The sequence below is a fragment of the uncultured Parolsenella sp. genome (assembly GCF_934660935.1).
In the GTDB taxonomy this organism is placed as follows: domain Bacteria; phylum Actinomycetota; class Coriobacteriia; order Coriobacteriales; family Atopobiaceae; genus Parolsenella.
This window is the reverse complement of sequence record NZ_CAKUIH010000003.1, coordinates 59,212-80,503: the sequence shown is the minus strand read 5'-3', so window position 1 is coordinate 80,503 and position 21,292 is coordinate 59,212. Positions and strand designations below refer to the sequence as shown.

At 63.0% G+C, this 21,292-nt stretch carries 16 protein-coding genes; 7 read left to right on the top strand and 9 right to left on the bottom strand.

The genetic code is table 11. From position 1 onward, the window contains the following. Nucleotides 1-99 precede the first annotated feature (99 nt). The 4 genes from Q0H23_RS02245 to Q0H23_RS02230 all read left to right on the top strand — a co-directional run bounded on the left by Q0H23_RS02245 (nucleotide 100) and on the right by Q0H23_RS02230 (nucleotide 6,027). Entirely contained in the window at nucleotides 100-612 is a 513-nt protein-coding gene (locus Q0H23_RS02245; protein WP_293835269.1) for a MarR family transcriptional regulator, read from the top strand. Then, nucleotides 609-2,531, top strand: a complete 1,923-nt coding sequence (locus Q0H23_RS02240; RefSeq protein ID WP_366509935.1) for an ABC transporter ATP-binding protein — start codon at nucleotides 609-611, stop codon at nucleotides 2,529-2,531. Before Q0H23_RS02245 ends, Q0H23_RS02240 begins: the two co-directional genes overlap by 4 nt. Next, a complete protein-coding gene (locus tag Q0H23_RS02235) occupies nucleotides 2,524-4,386 on the top strand; it encodes an ABC transporter ATP-binding protein (RefSeq protein WP_293835266.1) in 1,863 nt (620 codons plus the stop codon). The genes Q0H23_RS02240 and Q0H23_RS02235 overlap by 8 nt, the downstream gene beginning before the upstream one ends. Before the next feature lie 69 nt (nucleotides 4,387-4,455). Beyond that, nucleotides 4,456-6,027 carry a C69 family dipeptidase gene (locus Q0H23_RS02230; RefSeq protein ID WP_293835264.1) on the top strand — a complete coding sequence of 524 codons (1,572 nt, stop codon included), beginning with the start codon at nucleotides 4,456-4,458 and terminating at the stop codon, nucleotides 6,025-6,027. 305 nt (nucleotides 6,028-6,332) lie between these two features. Here Q0H23_RS02230 and mnmA read toward each other — a convergent pair whose 3' ends face one another. Genes mnmA through Q0H23_RS02215 form a run of 3 tightly spaced genes read right to left on the bottom strand, consistent with a single transcriptional unit; the run spans nucleotide 6,333 to nucleotide 9,324 of the window. Then, a complete protein-coding gene (gene mnmA, locus Q0H23_RS02225) occupies nucleotides 6,333-7,412 on the bottom strand; it encodes a tRNA 2-thiouridine(34) synthase MnmA (protein ID WP_293835261.1) in 1,080 nt (359 codons plus the stop codon). Next, nucleotides 7,409-8,656, bottom strand: coding sequence for a cysteine desulfurase family protein (locus Q0H23_RS02220; RefSeq protein WP_293835258.1), 1,248 nt, complete (start codon nucleotides 8,654-8,656; stop codon nucleotides 7,409-7,411). The genes mnmA and Q0H23_RS02220 overlap by 4 nt, the downstream gene beginning before the upstream one ends. A 17-nt stretch (nucleotides 8,657-8,673) precedes the next feature. Then, complete coding sequence (locus Q0H23_RS02215) at nucleotides 8,674-9,324, bottom strand: hydrolase (RefSeq protein WP_293835254.1); 651 nt, start codon at nucleotides 9,322-9,324, stop codon at nucleotides 8,674-8,676. A 215-nt stretch (nucleotides 9,325-9,539) separates the two neighbouring features. Here Q0H23_RS02215 and Q0H23_RS02210 point away from each other — a divergent pair, with 215 nt between their 5' ends. Next, the gene (locus Q0H23_RS02210) at nucleotides 9,540-9,965 is read left to right on the top strand and encodes an Rrf2 family transcriptional regulator (RefSeq protein WP_293835252.1); all 426 of its coding nucleotides are present in this window, start codon (nucleotides 9,540-9,542) and stop codon (nucleotides 9,963-9,965) included. A 135-nt stretch (nucleotides 9,966-10,100) separates the two neighbouring features. Here the strand turns inward: Q0H23_RS02210 and Q0H23_RS02205 are convergent, their stop codons facing one another. From Q0H23_RS02205 to Q0H23_RS02180, 6 genes are all read right to left on the bottom strand, one after another. After that, complete coding sequence (locus Q0H23_RS02205; RefSeq protein ID WP_293835249.1) at nucleotides 10,101-10,637, bottom strand: hypothetical protein; 537 nt, start codon at nucleotides 10,635-10,637, stop codon at nucleotides 10,101-10,103. Between the two features lie 471 nt (nucleotides 10,638-11,108). Next, nucleotides 11,109-12,041 carry a DUF4268 domain-containing protein gene (locus Q0H23_RS02200; protein ID WP_293835246.1) on the bottom strand — a complete coding sequence of 311 codons (933 nt, stop codon included), beginning with the start codon at nucleotides 12,039-12,041 and terminating at the stop codon, nucleotides 11,109-11,111. Continuing rightward, nucleotides 12,038-12,373 carry a hypothetical protein gene (locus Q0H23_RS02195; protein WP_293835243.1) on the bottom strand — a complete coding sequence of 112 codons (336 nt, stop codon included), beginning with the start codon at nucleotides 12,371-12,373 and terminating at the stop codon, nucleotides 12,038-12,040. The genes Q0H23_RS02200 and Q0H23_RS02195 overlap by 4 nt, the downstream gene beginning before the upstream one ends. Before the next feature lie 14 nt (nucleotides 12,374-12,387). Continuing rightward, complete coding sequence (locus tag Q0H23_RS02190; RefSeq protein ID WP_293835240.1) at nucleotides 12,388-15,717, bottom strand: DEAD/DEAH box helicase family protein; 3,330 nt, start codon at nucleotides 15,715-15,717, stop codon at nucleotides 12,388-12,390. Between the two features lie 2 nt (nucleotides 15,718-15,719). Beyond that, entirely contained in the window at nucleotides 15,720-16,388 is a 669-nt protein-coding gene (locus Q0H23_RS02185; RefSeq protein WP_293835237.1) for a hypothetical protein, read from the bottom strand. Nucleotides 16,389-16,459: 71 nt separating this feature from the next. Then, nucleotides 16,460-17,806 carry an Eco57I restriction-modification methylase domain-containing protein gene (locus tag Q0H23_RS02180; protein WP_293835235.1) on the bottom strand — a complete coding sequence of 449 codons (1,347 nt, stop codon included), beginning with the start codon at nucleotides 17,804-17,806 and terminating at the stop codon, nucleotides 16,460-16,462. Between the two features lie 348 nt (nucleotides 17,807-18,154). Between Q0H23_RS02180 and Q0H23_RS02175 the strand changes: the two genes are divergently transcribed. Beyond that, nucleotides 18,155-19,402 carry a hypothetical protein gene (locus Q0H23_RS02175; protein WP_293835232.1) on the top strand — a complete coding sequence of 416 codons (1,248 nt, stop codon included), beginning with the start codon at nucleotides 18,155-18,157 and terminating at the stop codon, nucleotides 19,400-19,402. Between the two features lie 167 nt (nucleotides 19,403-19,569). Then, nucleotides 19,570-21,021, top strand: coding sequence for a cation:proton antiporter (locus Q0H23_RS02170; protein ID WP_293835230.1), 1,452 nt, complete (start codon nucleotides 19,570-19,572; stop codon nucleotides 21,019-21,021). The last annotated feature ends 271 nt before the right edge of the window (nucleotides 21,022-21,292 follow it).

Below are 21,292 nucleotides of genomic sequence, written 5' to 3'. Positions count from 1 at the left end.
AGGTTTTGTCGTCTGGGATCGTGCAGTCCGCAATTGAAATGATACGAAATCGGACTATACTGAACCAAAATTGTCCGAAACCGTATGATTTGGAAGCCCATGACGAACGAGGAACGCCAAGCCGCGGGCCCCATTCCAAGGGATCCGGACGGCCTCATCTCCGTCGGCGTTTGGAACCGCGAGTTCGACAAGCTCTATCGCAAATCTGACCAGCTCTATCACAACCTTGCACGCGGCTGTGGCCTCTCTGACAGCGCGTATTGGCTGCTCTATGCCATCTACGCCCGCGGCAACGAGGCCTCGCTGCGTGACCTCTGCGAGGCCTACTGCCTCAGCAAACAGACGCTCAATTCGACCCTGCGCACGCTCGAGTCGAAGGGCTACGTCGAGACGTCGTTCTGCGAGGGCAGCCGAAAGGCCAAGCGCGTCGCGCTCACGCCGGCAGGCCGCGCGTTCGTTGCCGCCAAGATCGTGCCCGCGAGCCAAGCGGAGCGTCGGGCGTTCGAGGTGCTCGCCCCCGAGGAGCAGGACGAGATGATGCGGCTCATCGACAAATACGTCGCTGCGGTCGAGGAGGAGATCAAGAGGATGGAAGGGGAGGAAGCAAGGTGAGTCAGGACAAGGACACGATAGAAAACGAACTGCGGAGGCAAGCCCGCGAACGCCGCGATGCCCGCCGTGCGGCAGCTCCAGGCGCCAGCGGCAAGTACGCCGCGGGCAAACCCCCCGCACCCGGCACCACCGGCAACGACGGTGATCCTGCCACCCACTCCAAGCGCGCCTCTAAGTTCGAGGCCGTCAGGCTCCTGGCCAGTCTTCTCGCGCCCTACAAGCGCCTCTGCGCGGCCACCCTCGTGGCTATGCTCTTCGACCTCTCGGGCATGCTGCTCATCCCCACGCAGCTCTCCATGATGATCAACGTCGCCATCACCACGCACGACGCAAACGAGTTCATGACCCACGGCGTCCTCATGCTGGTCGCGGCGCTCTGCGGATCGTTCGGCTACATCACGTCGACGTGGCTCGCCTCCCGCCTGTGTGCCAACGTCGGCCGAGACCTGCGCATGCGCGTCTATCGCGCCTCACTCGACTTCTCCGGCGGCGACTTCTCGCGCTTCGGCACCGGCTCAATGATCACGCGCACACTCTCGGACGCAAACGTCGTGCAGCAGACGCTGCTCATGGCCATTCTCATGATCCTGCCCGTGCCCATCATGTGCGCCATCTCGGTGGGGTTGGCGTTCTCGATCGATGCGCTCATGGGCTGGGTGCTGCTAGCCGTCACCGCGGCGACCATCGCCGTCTCCCTCGTGAGCGTCTTCGCCACCGCGCCGATCTTCACGCGCCTCCAGGGCTTCATCGACTCGATGAATGCGCGCCTGCGCGAGGCCATCACGGGCGTGCGCGTCGTTCGCGCGTTCGGCTGCGAGGACGAGACCCGCGAGCGCCTGGACGAGACCTTCTCCGCCTACGCGGACAACGCCATCCGCGTGAACATGGTCTTCGCCGCGACGGACACCCTGACGTTCTTCCTGATGAACGCCGTGGAGTCGCTCGTCATGTGGCTCGGCGCCAACCGCGTCGGCGTGCACGCGATGCAGATCGGCTCCATCTCGGCCCTCATCGAGTACGCGATGCTCATCCTGTTCTTCCTGATGATGGCGCAGTTCGCGCTCATCTCCGTGCCGAGGGCCATGGCGTGTCTCGACCGCGCGTCCGAGGTACTGCGCTTCGTGCCCGAGATTCGCGATGCCGAGACATGCGTGTCACTTCCCGCGCCCGCTCCCATCGAGGTCGCCCGCTTCGACCACGTGAGCCTGCGCTTCTCCGATGCGGACGAGGACACCCTCCACGACCTGACGTTCAGCATCCGCCGCGGCGAGGTCACGGCCATCATCGGCAACACCGGCTCCGGCAAGTCGACAATCGCCAAGATGCTCTTGCGCTTCAACGACGTCACCAGCGGCAAGCTCCTCTTCGAGGGCGTCGACGTTCGCGACATCGCCCAGGCGGAGCTCAGGAGCCGCATCGCCTATGTCCCGCAGAAGGCGTGGCTCTTCAGCGGCACCATCGCCGAGAACCTCCGCCATGGACGCGCCGCCGCGACGGACGAGGAACTCTGGCACGCGCTCGACGTTGCGCAGGCGAGCTTCGTCCGCGAGCTGCCCGGTGGCCTCAACGCTCCCGTGACCCAGGGTGGCACGAACTTCTCCGGAGGTCAGCGCCAGCGCCTCGCCATCGCGCGCGCCCTCGTGCGCCACGCGGACCTCTACGTCTTCGACGACTCGTTCTCCGCGCTCGATTTCAAGACCGACGCGGCGCTCCGCCACGCCCTCTCGACCGAGCTCGCGCATGCGGCGCAGCTCGTGATTGCCCAGCGCGTAAGCACCATTCACGATGCCAACCAGATCGTGGTCCTGAAGGACGGCTCGATCGTGGGCCTCGGCCGCCACGACGACCTCATGCAGACTTGCGACAACTACCGCGCCATCGCGGAATCCCAGCTCAGGAAGGAGGCCAGCCATGAGTAACGAAGGGGAGTTCAAACGCCGGGTGCCCGAACCCGAGGAGGAGCTCGAGTACCAGGCGCCCGAGCCCGAGGAGGAGCTCGAGGTGCCCGCAAACGCCGTCGCCACGGCCGTGCGCCTTTGGAACGCCGCCGCCGGTCAGCGTTGGAGGCTCGTCCTCATGAGCGTCTTCGCCGTGACCTACGTGACGCTGCAGCTTGGCGCCGTGTCCTACAGCGCCGGCCTCATCGACCTTTTGTGGGGCAACATCCAGGAGTGCTTCGCGCGTGGCGAGAGCTACGTCGTCGCCTTCGAGAACGGCGGCACCGAGATCCTGACGTTCTTCGGTCTCTGGACGCTCTCCTGGGCCTTCTACACCGTCAACTCCTTCATTATGGCGAGCTTCGCGGAGCGCCTGAACCTCAGGCTCCGCGAGCAGATCGCGGCCAAGCTCGAGCGCCTGCCGCTCGCGTACTTCGACCGCCACCAGCCGGGCGAGACGATCAGCCGCGCCACGAACGACCTCGACAAGGTCAGCGAGGTGCTGCAGCGCGGCCTCATGCAGGTCGTGAACTCGGGTCTCACGTTCCTCCTCGCCGTCATCCTCATGTTCTCCGTGAGCGTCAAGCTCGCGCTCGTCTTCACGGCGTTCGCCTCGGTGGCGCTGCTCGTGACGAGGTTCTTCGCGATGCACACCCTCACGGCGACGGCCTCGAGGCAGGCATCGCTCGGCAAGCTCACCGGCTGCGTGGAGCAGGCGTACTCCGGCCGCGCCGTCATCAAGGCGTTCGGCCGCGACGAGGCTAGCGTGGCGGAGATCGGCAAGGCGGCGCAGGAGCTCGCGACGGCCTCCGCGTTCTCGGACTTCCTGACGCAGTCCGTTGGCCCCGCCATCCGCTTAGTCATGCGCCTGTCGCAGGTCGTGATCGCGTTCCTCGCGGGCCAGATGCTGCTTGCCGGCGGCCTTACCGTGGGTGTCTTCCAGGCCTTCTTCCAGTACCTTAACCACGCGTCCGAGCCGCTCACGCAGGTCTCGCTCACCGTGAACATGCTGCAGGGTGCCCTCGCTGCCGCGGAGCGCGTCTTCCGCCTGCTCGACGAGGACGAGGTCGAGGCGGATCCGGCGGAGCCCATCGAGCCCGCTCAACCGGTCGAGGGCCGCATCACCTTCGAGCACGTGCGCTTTGGCTACACGCCGGAGAACCCCCTCATGCACGACGTCTCGCTCGTGGCGGAGCCTGGCCAGAAGATCGCCATCGTGGGCGCGACGGGCGCCGGCAAGACGACGCTCGTGAACCTCCTCATGCGCTTCTACGAGGTCGACGGCGGCCACATCACGCTCGATGGCCGCGACACGCGTAAGATGCGCGCCCGCGACCTGCGCCAGCAGTTTGGCATGGTGCTCCAGGACGCGTGGCTGTTCGAGGGGACCGTGGCCGAGAACATCGCCTACGGCTGCCCCGGCGCCACGCGCGAGGAGGTCATCGCTGCGGCTAAGGCGGCTCACGTCGACTTCTTCATCCGCACGCTGCCGGAGGGCTACGACACGGTGCTCGCCGGGGACGCGGAGGCCGTGAGCGCCGGCCAGCGTCAGCTCTTCACCATCGCTCGCGCGATGCTGCGAGACCCGGCAATCCTCATCTTGGACGAGGCGACCTCGAGCGTCGATACGCGCACCGAGCAGGCGATTGTCCACGCGATGGAGAACCTCATGGCCGGTCGCACGAGCTTTGTCATCGCGCACCGCCTCTCGACCATCGTCGACGCGGACCTCATCCTCGTGATGGACCACGGTAACATCATCGAGCAGGGTTCACACGACGAACTGCTCGCCCGTGGCGGCGCGTACGCGGAGCTCTACCAGTCGCAGTTCGCGTAGGGTCGCTCGCGTGGTAGGCTGGGTTTCAGGATATTAATTCCCGCGCACGTGGCGGGGGAGGGAGAAGGCATGGCTTGCACTACAATCCTGATTGGCAAAAAGGCGAGCTACGATGGGTCGACTATTATCGCGCGCAATGAGGATTCCTCTAACGGCACGTTCGACCCGAAGCGCACCGTCGTGGTGACGCCGGAGGAGCAGCCGCGCCACTATCGCTCGGTGCTCTCTCACGTCGAGATCGAGCTGCCGGACAACCCGCAGCGCTACACCGCCGTGCCCAACGCGCTTCTCGACGAGGGCATCTGGGGCGAGGCCGGCTTCAACGAGGCCCAGGTCGCCATGAGTGCGACGGAGACCCTCACCACCAACGAGCGCGTGCTCGGCGCAGATCCCCTCGTCACGCTCGTGCCCGCAAAGGGCAAGCCCGGCGAGGAGGGTTATGAGCCGGAGGTTCCCGGCGGCATCGGCGAGGAGGACTTCCTCACGATCGTCCTGCCGTACGTCAGCAGCGCGCGCGAGGGCGTCAAGCGCCTGGGCGAGCTGCTCGAGACCTACGGCACGTACGAGATGAACGGCACCGCCTTCTCTGACGCGGACGAGGTCTGGTGGATCGAGTCCGTTGGCGGCCACCACTGGATCGCCCGCCGCGTGCCGGACGAGGCCTATGTCACGATGCCCAACCAGCTTGGCATCGACGACTTCGACCTCGATGACGCCATGGGTGCCCAGCGCGACTACATGTGCAGCGCGGATCTCCGCGAGTGGATGGCCGCCAACTACCTCGACCTCACGCTCTCTGACGCTGACCTCGGCCTTGCCGGCAGCGAGGAGGGCGCGGTCTGCGCGGACGGCGTCCACACGCGCTTCAACCCGCGCGAGGCGTTTGGCTCCCACACCGGCCGCGACCACGTCTACAACACCTGCCGCGCGTGGATGATGCAGCGCACGCTCAACCCCAGCGACGCCTGGGACGGCCCGGACGCCGAGTGGGGCCCGGAGAGCGACGACATACCCTGGTGCCGCGTACCGGAGCGCAAGCTCACCATCGAGGACGTGAAGGACGTGCTCTCGAGCCACTACGACGGGACGCCGTTCGACCCCTATGGCAATCTCGGCACCGAGGCGGAGCGTCGCCGCTTTCGCTCCATCGGCATCAACCGCAACAACCACCTCGCCGTGCTGCAGCTGCGCCCCTACGCGCCCGCGGCCACGCGCTGTGTGCAGTGGATGGCCTACGGCTCGAACGCCTTCAATACCCTGGCGCCGTTCTTTGCCCAGGTTGGCGACATGCCGGCATACCTGCGTGACACCACGGGCCACGTGACCACGGAGAACTTCTACTGGGCGAACCGCATCATCGCCGCGATCGCCGATCCGCACTTCAACGACAACGTGAACACCATCGATAACTACCGCGAGCGTACGATGGCCTTTGGCCAGCGCGTCCTGCGCGAGACTGACGCCACGGTTGCCGCGCTTGCGGAGGTCGGAGCTGGCACCGCCGAGGTCGAGGGCGTGCTCGAGGAGGCTAACCAGCGCGTTGCCGACGAGCTTCGCGAGGAGACCGACAAGCTGCTCGACAAAGTGCTCTACACCTCGAGCATGCTGATGAAGAACTCTTTCTCGCTGTCTGACCACTAGGAACGGCAGCTGCCCGGGCGCGCCCGAAGGGAGGTCGCGCCTGAGGATTCGAAACGCAGAGGCGCTCGTCACCTACTTGGCGAGCGCCTTCTGTTTTGCGGCGGCGCGCGGAGCGGACGGCGCGGGGCCCCAAAGCCTGGCTGCGCACCAAAACCTACCTCTTGTAAGGTTTTGCCGCCGAAAAGGGGCCCGAAACTTTACAAGAGGTAGGTTTTGGCGAGTCAAGTGGGCGCGCGGGGACCGCGCGAGTGGGCTTCCACTGCGGTCGCGCGAGCCAGCTGCCGCCGCAGCCGCGCGAATGGGCGCTACTCCACGTGCTCGATGGTGCCGCCGCCGAGGACTTCGTCGCCGAGGTAGAGCACCGTGGCCTGTCCGGGCGTGATTGCGCGTTGCGGTGCGTCGAACTCGAGGCGTACGCGGCCGTCAGGAAGCGGCATCGCCACGCAGGGCTGATCCGGCTGGCGATAGCGCACCTTGGCCGCCGCGCGTACGGGCTCGCCGGGCACGCGTCCGGACACCCAGTTCCAGTCGCCGGCGACGAGCGCGCTCGCCATGAGGCGATCCTCGTCGCCGAGGGTCACGGTGTTGGCAATGGTGTCGACGTTGCAGACGTAAACGGGCTTGGCGCACGCCACGCCCAGGCCCTTGCGCTGGCCCAACGTGTAGCGAAGCGCGCCCTGATGGCGGCCGAGGACGTTGCCCTCCGTGTCGAGAATGTCGCCCTCGGGCGCTACGCGGCCGGTGCGCTCCTCAATAAAGCGCAGGTGGTCGCCACCGGGAACGAAGCAAATGCCCTCGGAGTCCTTCTTGTTGGCGCTCGTGAGGCCATAGCTCGCGGCGATATCGCGTACCTCGGGGTCCTTGAGCATCCCACCCAGCGGAAACATGACGTGGGCGAGGCGCTCCTGCGTGAGGCCGAAGAGGAAGTAACTCTGGTCCTTGCGTGCGTCCACGCCCTTGAGCAGGTGCCAGCCGGCGTCGTCGTGCGTGACGCGCGCGTAGTGGCCGGTGGCGACAAAGTCATACCCGAGCTCGAGCGCCAGGTCGAACAGGGCGCCGAACTTGAGGTGCCGGTTGCAGGCGACGCAGGGGTTGGGCGTGAGGCCGGCCTCGTACGCCGCGACGAAGGGGTCGATCACGTCGCGGGCGAACTCGCGCGAGTAGTCGAAGACGCGGTGCCGGATGCCCGCATCCCAGCAAGCCTGGCGGGCGTCGGCGATGTCGTCGGTGCTGCAGCAGGTGCGCTCGCCGGGGCGGTCGTCCTCGTTGGTGGCGAGGCGCATCGTGGCACCCGTGCACTCGTAGCCCGCATCGACCAGCAGCCTCGCGCAGACGCTGGAGTCGACGCCGCCGCTCATGGCGACGAGCACGCGTCCGGAAGTCATCGGGCGTCACCTCCCGCGGGTGTGCCGGAGGGCGGGTTGGCCGAGACGTGCGGCTGCGCTGTCAGCGTTTCACCTTGCTTGCGCAGGCGCGCGGCGACCGTGGCGATCGCCTCAGCGGCGCGGTCGACAGCGGCCTCGTCGTTCTCCTCGGCATCGAGGGAGACTCGCAGATACGTGCGCCCTACCTCGGGCGATATGCCCATGGCAGAGAGGACGTGGCTCTCATCGAGAGCGCCCGCCGCGCAGGCGGAGCCGGCGCTCAGGCACACGCCGAGCTCATCGAGAAGGACGAGGGAACGCTGGTGGTCGACCCCGTCGAGCGTGAGGGCGACGATTCCGGGGAGGCGAAGCGAAGGGTCCGCAGGGCCGAGCACACGCACGCTCTCGGTGCTGGCAAGGCCTCGAACAAATCGCTCGCGCAGCGCTTCTACCTGCGACGTATTGGCTTCAAGCCTGTCGCACGCCTCGTCGAGTGCAGCTGCCATGCCTGCGGCTCCCGCGACGTTCGAGGTGCCAGCGCGGTGTCCGCGCTCCTGCGCGCCCCCGAGGACGAGCGATGTCGGAACCACGCGGTGCGAGCACACAAGTGCGCCCATCCCGCGGGGCCCGTGGAACTTGTGGGCGGAGAGCGTGAGCAGATCGAAGCCGTCTCGCGTGAAGTCGATGGGGAGGTGGCCGGTGGCCTGGACGGCGTCCGTGTGGAAGAGGGCGCCGCGCTTGCGGGCCATGCGGCAGACGTCGCGCACGGGCTGCACGGCACCTACCTCGTTGTTTGCGTACATGAGGGAGACGAGGCAGGTATCCGGGCGCATGGCGGCCTTGACGTCGGCCACGCTGACGAGGCCGTTGGCATCCGGCTTCACAAGTGTGACCTCGAAGTTCCCTCCATAAGGGCCGTCGGGCGAGGCGAGAAGCTCGAGCATGCGAAGAACGCTCGGGTGCTCGATGGCGGAGGCGACGATGTGGCGCCTGCCCTCGCGCGCACCGTATGCGGCGCCCGTGAGCAGGGCTTGGTTGTTCGCCTCGGATCCGCAGGAGGTGAATTCGACCTCGCTGGGGCGCGCGTGGAGGCGCTCGGCGATGCGGCGGCGCGAGCTTTCGAGCACGCGGAGCGCCGCGTCGCCGGCGGCGTGCTGGCTCGCGGGGTTGGCGAAGGCGTCGCCGGTGTATACCTCGCGCATGGCGTCGAGTGTGGTGTCGCTCGTGCGTGTGGTGGCGGCGTTGTCGAGATAGACGATACTCATGAGCTGCGGTTTATTGGCTAGGCCTGCGTGGTGGAGGAGGCGATGGACTGGGCGGGCGCAGTGGACGCATCAGTCGCGTCGGCCTCGGCACCATCCGCCCCGTCCCCGTGCGGCGCAGAAGGGGAGTGGCGCATGGCTTCAATCGTCTTGTCCATGAGAGTGGCGAGATCCCAGCCGAGGCGCTCGGCACCCTGCTCGATAACGTCGCGCGAGCAGCCAGCGGCGAACTTCTTGTCCTTGAACTTCTTCTTGAGCGACTTCACCGTGAGGTCGTCGACGCTCTTGGAGGGACGCATGAGCACCGCGGCGCCGATGAGCCCGGTGAGCTCGTCTGCCGCGAAGAGGACCTTCTCGAGATCGCTCTCGGGCTCATAGGGCGTGCCGGTGAGACCCCAGCCGTGACTGCAGCACGCACGAATAACGAGCTCGTCGATGCCGGCCTCGCGCATGAGCTGCTCTTCGCGGACGCAGTGCTCCTCGGGCCAGCGCTCGAAGTCGAGGTCATGCAGGGTGCCAACGGTCTGCCAGAGGTCCGCTTCGTCAGCGTGGCCCATATCCACGGCGTACCAGCGCAGGACCTCGCCCACGATGCGACCGTGCGTGAGGTGGAACGGGTCTTGGTTGTAGCGCTCGAGCAGCTCGAGAGCCTCCTCCGGGGTGGGGATCATTGCTTCTCCTTCGTCTTGCATCAGCAGCCTGGGCGATGCGGAAAGCCCGCCCGATTGAAGTGTTCTCGCTTGCGCAACTCGTGCGTTAACCTATTATCCTATAGCAATGATAGGAAATAGACCGCGACGAACCCTTGGGATGCGTCACGTGATTGTACGCCCAAGCCTCGGCGCCATGCCGCGCTCGTTAGGGGCTGGGAAGATCTGGGGGAGCCATGCTCGTATCCACGAAGGGCCGCTATGCCCTGCGCGTCATCGTTGACCTCGCGGAACACGAGGGTGAGGGCTATCTGCCCCTTCGCGATATCGCGCATAGGCTGGACATTTCCGAGAAGTACCTCGAGAGCGTCCTCAAGACCCTCGTGCGCGATCGCCTAATCGAGGGCATGCGTGGCAAGGGCGGCGGTTACCGGCTCACCCGTCCGGCGACGGGCTACACGGCGAGCGAGGTGCTGCGTGCGACCGAGGGCTCGCTTGCGCCCGTGGCCGGCCTGGATAACGAGGAGGCTTTCCGTATTGAGGAGCCTCGATGTCACGGGATGTGGGAGAAGCTCGACGCACTTATCGAGGACTACCTCGACGACGTCAAGGTGACGGACCTCTGCGTCTCGACGCTCGCGGGCAACGACTACGTGATCTAGGGCCGCCGCTGCGATTCCGCGATTGCCGCGCTGGTCGCGGAGGGCGCGCGCCGCGCTGGCCGCGTCTGCGTGCTGTCCCCGTCGCGCCGCTCGCGCCCCCGCCGGGCCCCGCGACCCCCCGTCACGACGCCGCGCTTACGCCTCGCGCACCTCGGACTCGCGAACCCATCCCAGCTCAGAGCATCCGTTTGCACTGGAAAGCTCGTAGGCGGGCTCGCCGCCGATCTCTCCCACGGCGTTCACGACGCAGGGCGTGTTGGTCGCTTCGTCGATCACCAGGTCGCCGACGCCAAACCGCGCGACGGGACCCGCCGCTGCCTTCGCCGCCTCTTCGCGGGTGATGCGCTCCTGCGCCTCGTGACCCGCCTCACGGCCATATCGCTGCTGGTCAGCCTGGTGGGTAAGGTGCCAGCCGCCGCAGTATTCGCACTTGTAGATGTAGAGCGGCCGCCCCTCAGACTCCTCGCAGAAACGCAGAGTCGCGCGGGCCTGATCATACGTGGCATAGCGGCGCTTCTTCGCGCACGAGTTGGCCGCGCGATACATGTGCTCGTTGACGAGGCGTTCGTGCCTGCGTTCGCGTTCGGCGCGCTCGGCACGCGACTCGCGGCTCAGCCGCTGGTCAGGGCGCAGGGGTGCATCGCCGGACTTATAGCGCTTGGTACTGTCCATGTGCCGTCCTTTTGTGTGGTTGTCTGGAACCATGATAGCGGTCGTTGACTAGATGGCTTGTGCGTGGGGCTTGCTGAGCGCGCATTCGAAGCCGCTGCGACAGCAGCGGCTTCTCTTCGGCCGCAAAATGCGGCCGAAGATGGCGATGTAATACCGTCTCTTAATTGAAGCGCGAGCTAAAAACACGTTAAGTAGGGGGCTGTTTCGGGTTTGGCCGAGTAGACGACCGATATGGATCTTTGCCAACTGGGGTTTTACGGCGAAAAGACGGGGGCTACTTGGGCCATCAGGGATTAGCCCCCTACTTAGCGACATTTTTCGTCCGGGTGTCTGGACGCTTGGGCCTAGGCGCCGCCCATCGGCATGTGTGATCACTCGAGAAACGACTCAGCCGAGGAGCATTGACCCGATTCTCGTGCTGTCGAGCAAGCCCGCGCTTCGCCCCTAGCCCCACATCCCGGGTATCGCTCTCTACAGCTCAAGCTCCCGGATGATCTTCTTCATCTCGAGTGCCCAGCCGAGCTGCTCCTTGATGAATTCGTCCCACTTGTCCTGCTGCGTCCTGATTGCGCGCCCGGGCTTGTAGAGACGAATGCCCGACGCCTTGCTCGCGTCGAACACCTTGGCCTTGAGTCCGAGCCTCTGCTCGAAGATGGCCACGTTCGCGATGGCCCTGTGGCCAATCTCCTTGTCGTCCGGCACGTAGAACTCGACGCCCGTACGGCCGCCCTGCGTGTCGATGATCAGCGCCATGTGATACGCCGAACTCTCGCAGCTCAGGGTGGACCAATGATTCTTCGCCGGCTTCCTGGGGCTGAACTCCTTCATGAACTGGGGTGTGGCCTCGGCCACCTCGCGATACCTCGTCCAGTAGGCGAGCTTAATCTTGTCGGTCTCGGACAGGCCCTCGCTCGCCTTGATGGCGCGTGCCCACTCGTTGGGTTGTTCGACCACGTTGAAGCGCGGCGCGGGGAGGGAGTCGCCGATGGACCAAACCTCTATCTCGACGAGGAAAAACGCGACCTCTTCATCCGTATGGGCGTTGAGCCACTCGATGGCCTGACGATGCTCGTCGCGGGCGTGGCGAACGATCCAGATGACCGCTTGGGCGTCCTTGCCCGCGGCGTAGGTGATCACCTTGCCCAGGTGGTCGTGGTTGGTGTCCTCGAGCTGGTTCTCGATGATTACCTTGGCGCCCGTGGCCGTGTCAGCGGCGTAGATGTCCGCGCGGAAGGAGCCGACGGCAGACTCGACCTCGCGAAGCTCGAGGTCCATCCCCACGGCCTCGCTGAGCAGCGCTAGGCTGCTCTCCTCCGCGAGCCACTTGGTGAAGTCCAGCGCCTCGTGAGGCCAGACGGACTTGAGGTCGACCTTCTTGATCGTCCCGAGGTCGTAGTGCTTCATGGGTTCTCCATCCCCTGGATTACGTTCAGCAGATCCTGGTAGCTGTGAACGACGTTATATCGCACGTCCTCGCCGGAAAACTCGTTGAAGAGCTTCCTGGCGCACTCGATCTTGCCGCGCTCGATGTCGCGCAGCTCGAGGCTGTCCATACTTCCCTTGGTCTCCGCAACGAAGAAGACGTGGCGCACGCTGCCCTTTTCGAAGGCGATGGCCCAGTCGGGTGCGTAGTTACCCACGGGCGTTGGAATCTTGAACGACCTCGGCAGCTTGGCGTAGACAGCCACCTTACCCTCGGCGGACTCAAGGTCGCGCGCAAAGTCGCGCAGGCCCACGTTGTCGACGAGATCTACCCCTCCATCTTGTTGCCGAAGGTGGCTTCGACGAAGTCGGCGAGTTGACCGTTCTTGGCCAGTTCGGCGGAGTCTGCCTTAACGAAGTTGGTGTCGCAGTAGGCACCAATCTCGTTGTTGTAGCCAAGGATGTAGTGCGTTGCAATCTGGTAGATGATCTCGGTCGGCGCAATGCCAAAGACCTGCTTCTCCAGGATGTGATTGAGGCGTTTGCGGTCATCTGGGAAAATCTCACGCATCTTCTCGCTGTTGTATAGGCGCTTGATTATCTCCGTAATGTAGAGGCCAGACTTCATGTACAGGTCGGCGAAGGTGTGGTTCGGGTCGTCGAAGCAGCCCGGATTCTCCTTCTCGAAGAGGTCAACCATATCGATGACGACATTACGCGGGGTAAAGATCTGGTTGGTCTTCTGCGGCGGCACGTAGTCGAAGATGTCCTCGTCGAGAGACTCGTCGAAGTAGTTGGCTAGCTTGGTGCGCAGATCAATGAACTCGCGTACCGAGTCATCGAAGACATCGGGGTCAAAGAGCTGGCCTGCGAAGTATATCTTCTCGCCAGTCTCGGGATCGATGACGTCTCCACCGTCGCGCAGAAGCTTGAACTGATCAACAGTTACACTCGTTACCTCATAGAACACGTCTGCCGGAATAATCTTGTCGAACTCGGAAAGCGTGGTGCTCTCAGTACCGTACGCCATGAGGAACGAGGGGATGGTGCGAGAAAAGCCGCGCAGGTGGTCGCGAATGCTGCCTTCGAGCGTCTGCTTCTTGGCTTCCTTCTTTGCGGTCTCAACCTCGCGAACGATGGTCTCACCAGCGCTCTTCACAAGTTCCTCTCGCGATTCCTTAAGGCTGCTGACCAGTTCCTTGCGGGCAGCCTCAAGCTTTTCGTCATGCTTGCGATTGATGCTATCTTCCTCGGCCTGGGTCTGGGCGAGCTTGAGCTCATTGGCGCGGTCGCTCTCAATTCGGTTCTTGGCGATATTGAAGTTGCCCACCTCGCGGTTGAGCTTAATGTCCACGTCAGCCTTGATGCGACGCTCCATCTTTCTCTGCTGGGCAGGCTTCATATCGGTGCCGTAGTTCTGTTGGGCGGCGTCAACGAGGGGCTTGGTGATGCTGTCACCAAACGTCTTGGTGAGTGCGTCTAAGAGGTGGTCGTCAGGATCGTCGGACTTCTCGATGCAAATGGAATCGATGACGCCGTTGAGATCATTAGCGATGGTGCTATAGACCTTGTCGCCAAAGAGTTCGTCGGCGAGGCCCACAATCTGCGTGGCAGGAATTTCTACATCGCCGTCTTCGTTGAGGTCGAGTTCCGTTGCGATTTCTCGATTGACATCCAGCGGGTCATTGGATGCTTTATACGGCTCAAGCTTCTGCAGAACATCGACGATCTCCGATGGCGCGTGGAAGATGCTGCTAATGTTCTGGAACAGAAAATCGCTCATGAAGCCCCTGCGTACAACCTCGTGCGAGCGGATCTTGCGGGGGATGGAGGGCACGCGCTCGGCGTCCAGCTCTATCATCTCGCCATTCTCATCCTCACCGATCACAGGGAAGAAGTTCAGAAGCGTGCGAATGCGCTTCTTGCGATCGTCGAGCGTGCCTCCGCCTGACGCGGTGTCTGTATACAGGTCGTTCGCGAATTCCTCGAAGATGGTGAGGGTTCGCGCCGGGTCGAAGTCGAAAACGTAGGCGTTTTCCTTACGGAAGAACTTGCCATCAATATTGAACAAGCACGGGTTCTGCGCGCGGAATGCGGCTTGCATGTAGAGCGAGGGACTCTTCATGTTGGAGAGCATGAGAACGGCGGTCCACTCGGGAACCGTAACGCCGGTGGTCAGCTGGCCAACGGAAAGGGTGATGGTCTTGTCGTGCGCCGCAATCGCTTCGCGAACCGCATCGAAGGCATTTGCGGATTCGTCGGCATCGTCCAGCTTGCCGTCGCCGGCGGCTAGAACGATTTCGTAATCCTTGAATACCGGATGCGCCTTGAGCTTCTTTGCCAGGGCCTTTGCAGAGTCGACGCGATTGAGCATCCAGAAGGTGTGGCGAAGCTCGCTGCGGAGCTCGGGCGTGGAGAACGGGAACTTCTTCTGCGTGGTGAGTGCATCGAGGAAACGATTGACATCTTCGTTGTGCAGGAAAAAGCCATTGGCGTTGGTGGCGAAAAACTCATTTAGGTCGAAAGCGTATTCGACTGTGTCGCCGTCTATGCTGCAACCTCGACGCACTTCGTCCTCGATGATGTCACTCATTTGGTAAGTGAACATGTTGAGGCGGGGAAGGTCTGCGTACGGGTTGGGGAGAGCCGGGTTGTCCCAATCGCGCTTTGCTTGCTGCTCGTCGGCATAGGTCCAGTTGAAGATTGCATCAGAGGGGAACTTCTCATTGGCAATGGCCTTGAATGGCGTGCCGGAGAGGTGAAGCGTGAACTTGCGCTTGATGTGATCAAACGCAACATCTGTCTTGAAGGTGTCGACACCCTCGTGCGCCTCGTCAATGACAAGGACGTCCCACTCGATATCGGACACGTGCTTCAATTTGTCGAACTTGCCACCGAATTCAATGGCGCCCTTGAGGTCCTGAAGACTAACGAATTCGATGAATCCCTTGGACCCGCTACTGCGAAGATTCTGCAAGTACTGTTCACGAGAGAGACAGTTGGGCTTGCCTTGAAGCGCGCTTACGCTGCTGATGAAGCAGAGGCCAGATTCCTTGCCGACGAATTTCACGTAGTCGTCGTACCAGGAGTTGGCGATGGCGGGGCGATTCGTGACGATAAGGACTTTCTGGGCCCCAAGCTTCTGGCAGAGGTCGTAGCTCGTGAGAGTCTTGCCAAAGCGTGGCTTGGCATTCCAGAGAAACTCGCCGCGATCGTGCGCGTGAGCGTAGTTGACGGTCTGTCGCACTGCCTCGGACTGCTCGTCGCGGAGCTTGTAATCAATCGCCTCAGGGGTATCTAGGATGCCGTGATTCTCGCGGAACTCATAGAAATGCAGCTTGGCTGGTTGAGGCTCAATCTTGAACCATTCAGTGCTTGGCTCGTTGGTGATCTCGAGCTTTCTAAGATAGCCGTGGAAGTCAGTGTCGCGGAACGTCTCGCCGGTGTCCTCATAGGTGGCATTTCCGTGCCACTCGATAATGACGTGGATGTCAGCCGTGTGGGTCTGTTGTTTGATGCGCGTTTCAACGTCCTGCTCGGTATAGCCAATCTTCGTCCAACCATCGTGTCGGGCGATTTCGGGCGTGGTATAGGCATAGATTTGCGGAAGCGCAGGGCGCGACGTTTTGACGTGCCCGGTGATGTCGGAGAAGGCCATGGCTAATCCATCTCCTTCACATGGGATTCGATGAAGGAGATCTCATCTTCGTCGAGGCCATACTTGGCATAGAGCTGCTTGTCGATGTCAGGGATGGGCTTCGACCAGTCAATGTCAGAGGCGGGGGTGAAGTCCTGGAGAGGGACAAGTCCCCATACCCTTGGCGTAATGTCCTGCGTGACTTTCAAGATTCCCATAAGCGAGCGTGAGAATTTAGTCTTTAGATATTTTACGAGAGCGTCAGCTTCTGATTCTGTGTCGAAGTTACCCATTGAAACGAAAGACTGGGTGTGACCAACCCTTTTTGCTGCGACTGCGAGGGATGTCAGTTTCTCGCCAAAAGTGCCAGATCCGCTGGCCTTAGATAGCAGCACTTTATAGCCTTCAAAATTGTCTGGAACGTCTATATATTCGCGCCTAATCCAGAGATATTCCCTCTGCTTATTGTGAAGCCCAAATACGGCGACGTAATCAAAATCAGCTTCCTTGTTAGGAAAGAACAATTTGTTATCTAGATTATCTAGAGCATTTGTCCTGAGGTCATAGGACTTGCCCATAAGCTTGAGAAGCTCTGGGTGGTCTTTTTTCGCTTTGTCCGAATACCTGTAGGGGACGGCACCTGTTACAAGGCCGGATAGGGTCTTAGTAGTAGAGGCCTGAACTTTGCTCAAGATTTCCTTCATGGGGTCAAGTGCAATGAAAATGCCAATCGGTTCAAACTTGGCGTTCAGGTCTCTGTAGGTTACGGCGACCCCCCCTTGATTTCGACATTAGAGAAGACGGCGTTTGCGTCGGCCTCGTATCTTGCGACCATAAAATGAGGGTCGCTCAGCATTTTTCGATTCCACTCTTTTGGAGTCTGACCAGCATCAAATAGGAATCTTGCGGGCGTAACGAGCTCTACTCTTTCAGCTACGCTGAAGGCAGCGTCCATAAAGTAGTGATAAATGGGTGGCTTGCGACCATTGGAGTCGCTTTTGCCCTGATAGGGCGGATTGCCAATCACTGCATAGAATTTCTTACCCATGGGGCACGCCTTGCCTTTCAACGATGCAAGCTCATACGGTTCGTTGTTCTGCCAGTCGTAAATGACGCACAGAGGAACTGTCTCCTTGGGCTCCTCTGGCGTTATCTCTTCTTCGAATACATCGTCAAACATGTCAAACAAGGACTGCTGAGCCGGTTCTGGCTCAGGCTCTACGAGCGTTGACTGGATGACAACATCGGTCTTATTGGTCGGAACGGCATCGGTGAAGCCGTTCATTTGCCAGAAGTTCCAGGAGACGATCCAGGCAACCTGGTCCAGCACTTCGATGGTTGGCTCATCGCCCCAGCGATTGCGTAGATGCTCGCAGAAGGTCTCAAATACGTTGATGTGTGCGATGAGGAGATTATCGCCTTGATACTCAAAGCCATATGAGGCCTTGAGTGCGGCGAGGACCCACTCCAGCCACTCGGTGCGGATATTGGCATTCTCGGTAACAACGCGAAGCTTCCGGTCTAGGAAGCCAATGCGCTCTTCTACATGGAGGGCATCGCCGGTGACGGTGTCATAGCGAGAGCAAACGAACGGCGCTTCGCCGCAAGTGATTTCGAGACGCTTGCTCTTAACGTAGGCACGCCAATCGCGGCCTGTGTCTTCCGGGAACTCTACGGGGTCATCGCAAGGTGACCATCCGTTATTTGTTTCAACGTTGAAGACATCTCGGCGTCCAAACCAAATCTCGTCCAGGTCGTTGTTCATCTGGTTGCACAGCCACGACGGAGTGAACACCTCCGCGCGGCTCTTTGTGCGCTTGGACTGTCTCTCCTGCTCCTTGGCAATACGTGGCTTGATGACGTTGGAATTCGCACCCGTGATCTTCTCGACGGTGATTTCATCGTCGCCCAGATAACCATCGCCCAGAGCCTCGTACTCGTTGTCTGCCCAGATGATGTTGCGACCTGTAGTGCGATCGCATAGGAGGGTTTCGAGGATGCGGGTGGGGTAGCGACGCTCGAAAGCCTCGATGAAGCCGGACTCGAGTGAATTCGTGGCAGGGGGCAGGGAGGCCACGGCTGCTGCGATTTCCGAATCCGATGGCGTCATATACCGCACTCCATATCTCTGTCGAAGCTGTCTATCGATTGGACCGTCACGCTTTGTACGATGCTAGGTGACGGCCTTGAACTAGTCATGCATCCTATTCTACCAAAGTAACGGACATTAATAAGAAGGGTGGTTTTAGCTCGAATTTAGCGATGATTGCACCTCGCTTGTTTGGTCGTCGGTCGAAGCTGGCGCCATTGGCAAATGATCCTTAGTGGTTGGTCGGTAGGGTTCCGGCCATTTTTGTCCGTAAGCTCTGCCGCATGCGACCGCTCGCGGAACACGTCGTGGGGAGTTGCCCGGGGGATGGCACAATCGGAGGGACAATCCGTTGAAAGGTGACCCCCCATGATGTCCTTCAACATTGACCAGGTGAGTTTCCGCGACCTCTATCGCCAGGTCCTCTTCGTCGACTACTCCCTGCGCGAACTCCTCGCCGCTGCCGGCGTCGCGGATCTGCCGGAGGACGCGGACGGCATGCTCGCCTATGGCTACATCGATCCGGACGCCGGTCTCAGCTTCGAGGCGCTCGCCCCGGCGCGCATGTCTGACCTCGCGGTTTATTCGGATTTCGACCTCCGGCGCAAGCTCAAGTGCAGCGTGAAGGTGCGCGGCGCGGAGATGTCCGTCCACACGACCGTCGCCTACTCCAAGAACCTCGAAGAGTACCGGGAGACCTACGCGGACCACATCGCCTCGATCGACGAGTTCTATGCCGTCAGCCCCGACCGCGAGGCGACCCGCAAGGACACCGCGATTGACCACCTGCGCCACCCGTGCTACCCGGACGATATCCGCATCAGCATCGTCGACGAGGACTATGGCGAGGAGCGCCTCTGGGCGACCATCCAGGGCTGCACCGAGGACGGCCTCTACTACGTCGGCAAGCTGCTCAACGAGCCCGGTCAGAACTTCGGCGTCCACGCCGGCGACCTCGTCACCCTCGTTCCGGACCGCGGCGCGGATGGCATGGGCGAGCTCGCCTTCCTCACCACGCCCAAGCTCAAGCTCGAGCCCGAGGACGACGAGGAGGATCCCGATGACGAGGACTTCGAGGTGAAGTTCGTCGTCGCGTGCGAGGTCATGCGCCGCGCGGACCTTCTCGACCTTGGCACCAACGAGAAGCACGCCGCCCCGGCGGACGAGTATGACTTCGAGGCGTTCGTCGCTGCCGACTGCATCTCCGCGGACTCCGACATCGAGCAGGCGGCCGCGGTGATCGCGAAGATCTTCGGGACGTCGTTTGACGTGGAATGCGACGCGCTCGAGTGCGAGGAGGCGGCCGAGGAGCTCCTGGCCTCCTGGGACGAGGCGGGCGTCGAGCCCGATGACGTCGACTATGACCCGATGCCCCTCGTGGACGAGCACTTCTCGCGCTGGGATGAGGAGAAGGCCCGCTGCGACGAGGAGGCTTCTGCGGCGGCTGACGCCGACGGCGAGCCGGGCGATGCCGGTGTGACGTACCACTTTGTCGTCCGCACCTGCTCGCAGGACTGGGACGACGAGGACGCCGGCGAGTACGAGGACGCCGGCGAGGGCGACGTTGCCGATGAGGGCGACGCCGAGGGCGACGCTGCCGGCGAGGGCGAGGAGTAGCGTTCGTGGTGCTCGGGGATCGCGGCAAATCCGCTGCCCGCGCGCTGATTCTTACGTCCGCATCTGGGTAAGAATGGGGGAGCCCGCGTCGGCGCGCTCACGTCGCGCCGCGCCGCGATGCTCACATCTTTCGCGGCCCCGCCGCGTTCGCCCGGAAGGACCGCCCCATGACCCAAGACCTCATCATGCTCGCCGTGATCCTCGCCGCCGTCGTGGCGTCGTCGTTTTTGGCGAGCCTCATTCCCGGCCGTCCCATCCCGGAGGTCGTCTTCTTCGTGGTCGCCGGCGCCGTCTTGGGCCCACACTGCGCGGGCGTTATCCACGCTTCCGCTGGCATGTCGCTCGTGAGTCGCCTCGGCATGGGGTTCCTCTTCCTCATCGCCGGCTATGACCTCGACCTCCGCGAGCTCATGGGTCGCGCGGGCAGGCACGGCGCTGTCTGTTGGGCCATCTGCATGGCGCTCGCCGTCGCCGCCACGCTCGCGCTTGACCTCGGGCTTTCCTCCACTGGCATCGCCGCCTTCGCCATCGCGCTTACCACGACCGCCTACGGCACCCTCGTCCCCATCATGCGCGACCGCGAGCTTTCGGGCACCGCGGTGGGCGGCGTCATCGAGTCCTACGGCGCCATGGGCGAGCTCCTCCCCGTCGTGGCGATGTCGCTCATGCTCTCGCCCGCCCGCTCGATGTCGGCGAACGTGGCCGTGCTCGTGCTCTTCGTCGCCGTGTGCGTCCTCGTGGCCCTCCAGGCCGAGCGCGCCCGCGCCTGGGGTTCGCGCCTGTGGAAGTGGGTCGTCGACAACGCCGAGACGAGCTCGCAGGCGACCCTCCGCGTCACGGTGCTGCTGCTCGTGACCCTGCTCGCCCTTGCCGCGGCGCTCGACCTCGACGCCGTGCTCGCCGCATTCGCCGCCGGCTTCATCCTGCGCCACCTCCTGCCGGACGAGCGCGGCAAGCGCCTTCTCGACAAGATCGAGATCCTTGCCAACGGGTTTTTCGTGCCGGCCTTCTTCGTCATCTCCGCCACGAGCATCGACTTCGCCGCCGTGGGCGCCGCGCCCGGCCTGCTTGCCATCTTCGTGGGGCTGCTCCTGCTCGTGAGGGCGCTGCCCGTGGCCGTCTGCCTGCGGGTCTTCCCCGAGACGCGTGACATGCCCACCGGCGAGAAGATCTCCGCGAGCCTCTACTGCACGATGGCGCTGCCCCTGATCGTCGCCCTCACCGAGGCCGCGACCGCCGTCGACGCGATGCCCGAGTCGATGGCGAGCGTGCTCGTGACAGCGGGCGCGCTCACTGTGCTCGTGATTCCCGTGCTCACCAACGCCTCGCGCGTGGCGATCGCCGCGCATCCCGTCGAGGCGGCGCACGAGATTGCCGAGCACCCGGATTCCGTCCGCGAAATCATTCACGAGCACCACGAGCACGTGCGCGAGGCGACCGAGCTCTTCCACGAGGAGCGCGCCGAGCTGCGCCGTCGCGGCGTGAGGCTCTCCGCCGCCGACTACCTCGCCCAGGCCGAGCAGATCCGCGAGCGCCACATCGACGACCTGCATCGCATTAATGAGCACAGCCGCGAGGAGTACGAGGGCCTCCGCGAGGACCGCCGCCACGCGAAGTAGGCACCGGCGCGCGGGCGTGTGCGTGCGTGGGCGCGTGGGCCGCGCAGAACGTGGCCCTCGCCGGTCCCCGCCACGTTGTGCGTGTGCGCCATCGTTCCCCGCCGCGATTCGCCCGCCGCCGCACCGCCCGTACGCCCGCCGTCGCCCCGCGTGCCACGTCGGCGTTTGTTTCCACCAGGTGGCGCCCTGCGTTTCTCGGGCGGCCCCTCCGGCGCGGGGTCGTATTATGGTGGGCGGACAATACGCCGCCGCGGGCCCGCCCCGCGGCGCA

Coding starts and splice junctions, on each gene's coding strand:
- Q0H23_RS02190 (WP_293835240.1), bottom strand. CDS start 15,717: ATGGCCTTCTCCGACATCACCGGGCACGTCAAAACGTCGCGCCCTGCG.
- Q0H23_RS02215 (WP_293835254.1), bottom strand. CDS start 9,324: ATGATCCCCACCCCGGAGGAGGCTCTCGAGCTGCTCGAGCGCTACAAC.
- Q0H23_RS02170 (WP_293835230.1), top strand. CDS start 19,570: ATGACCCAAGACCTCATCATGCTCGCCGTGATCCTCGCCGCCGTCGTG.
- Q0H23_RS02235 (WP_293835266.1), top strand. CDS start 2,524: ATGAGTAACGAAGGGGAGTTCAAACGCCGGGTGCCCGAACCCGAGGAG.
- Q0H23_RS02200 (WP_293835246.1), bottom strand. CDS start 12,041: ATGAAGCACTACGACCTCGGGACGATCAAGAAGGTCGACCTCAAGTCC.
- Q0H23_RS02245 (WP_293835269.1), top strand. CDS start 100: ATGACGAACGAGGAACGCCAAGCCGCGGGCCCCATTCCAAGGGATCCG.
- Q0H23_RS02230 (WP_293835264.1), top strand. CDS start 4,456: ATGGCTTGCACTACAATCCTGATTGGCAAAAAGGCGAGCTACGATGGG.
- mnmA (WP_293835261.1), bottom strand. CDS start 7,412: ATGACTTCCGGACGCGTGCTCGTCGCCATGAGCGGCGGCGTCGACTCC.
- Q0H23_RS02205 (WP_293835249.1), bottom strand. CDS start 10,637: ATGGACAGTACCAAGCGCTATAAGTCCGGCGATGCACCCCTGCGCCCT.
- Q0H23_RS02175 (WP_293835232.1), top strand. CDS start 18,155: ATGATGTCCTTCAACATTGACCAGGTGAGTTTCCGCGACCTCTATCGC.
- Q0H23_RS02220 (WP_293835258.1), bottom strand. CDS start 8,656: ATGAGTATCGTCTATCTCGACAACGCCGCCACCACACGCACGAGCGAC.
- Q0H23_RS02210 (WP_293835252.1), top strand. CDS start 9,540: ATGCTCGTATCCACGAAGGGCCGCTATGCCCTGCGCGTCATCGTTGAC.
- Q0H23_RS02180 (WP_293835235.1), bottom strand. CDS start 17,806: ATGACGCCATCGGATTCGGAAATCGCAGCAGCCGTGGCCTCCCTGCCC.